The following is an 820-nucleotide window of genomic DNA, read 5'->3' as shown; positions in this document are numbered from 1 at the left end:
GGCACTGTTGCAAATAGTCGGTGGTGATAAACTTATCATCCCCTTTTGCTGATGGAGCTGCACATGAACCCATTCAAAGGCCGGCATTTTCAGCGTGACATCATTCTGTGGGCCGTACGCTGGTACTGCAAATACGGCATCAGTTACCGTGAGCTGCAGGAGATGCTGGCTGAACGCGGAGTGAATGTCGATCACTCCACGATTTACCGCTGGGTTCAGCGTTATGCGCCTGAAATGGAAAAACGGCTGCGCTGGTACTGGCGTAACCCTTCCGATCTTTGCCCGTGGCACATGGATGAAACCTACGTGAAGGTCAATGGCCGCTGGGCGTATCTGTACCGGGCCGTCGACAGCCGGGGCCGCACTGTCGATTTTTATCTCTCCTCCCGTCGTAACAGCAAAGCTGCATACCGGTTTCTGGGTAAAATCCTCAACAACGTGAAGAAGTGGCAGATCCCACGATTCATCAACACGGATAAAGCGCCCGCCTATGGTCGCGCGCTTGCTCTGCTCAAACGCGAAGGCCGGTGCCCGTCTGACGTTGAACACCGACAGATTAAGTACCGGAACAACGTGATTGAATGCGATCATGGCAAACTGAAACGGATAATCAACGCCACGCTGGGATTTAAATCCATGAAGACGGCTTACGCCACCATCAAAGGTATTGAGGTGATGCGTGCACTACGCAAAGGCCAGGCCTCAGCATTTTATTATGGTGATCCCCTGGGCGAAATGCGCCTGGTAAGCAGAGTTTTTGAAATGTAAGGCCTTTGAATAAGACAAAAGGCTGCCTCATCGCTAACTTTGCAACAGTGCC

The 820-nt window shown here is 52.1% G+C and carries 1 protein-coding gene; it reads left to right on the top strand.

Annotation, left to right across the window (positions count from 1 at the left end; translation table 11 throughout):
• The first annotated feature begins 63 nt into the window (after positions 1-63).
• Positions 64-768, top strand: a complete 705-nt coding sequence (locus BFF42_RS19015; RefSeq protein ID WP_001067858.1) for an IS6-like element IS26 family transposase — start codon at positions 64-66, stop codon at positions 766-768.
• The last annotated feature ends 52 nt before the right edge of the window (positions 769-820 follow it).

This window comes from Shigella sp. FC1661 (genome assembly GCF_001712525.1).
GTDB lineage: Bacteria > Pseudomonadota > Gammaproteobacteria > Enterobacterales > Enterobacteriaceae > Escherichia > Escherichia coli.
The sequence above is the reverse complement of the archived record's forward strand: the minus strand, read 5'-3'. Positions and strand labels throughout refer to the sequence as shown.

Excerpts from the sequence above, each read along its gene's own strand:
- BFF42_RS19015 (WP_001067858.1), top strand. The coding sequence starts at position 64 with ATGAACCCATTCAAAGGCCGGCATTTTCAGCGTGACATCATTCTGTGG.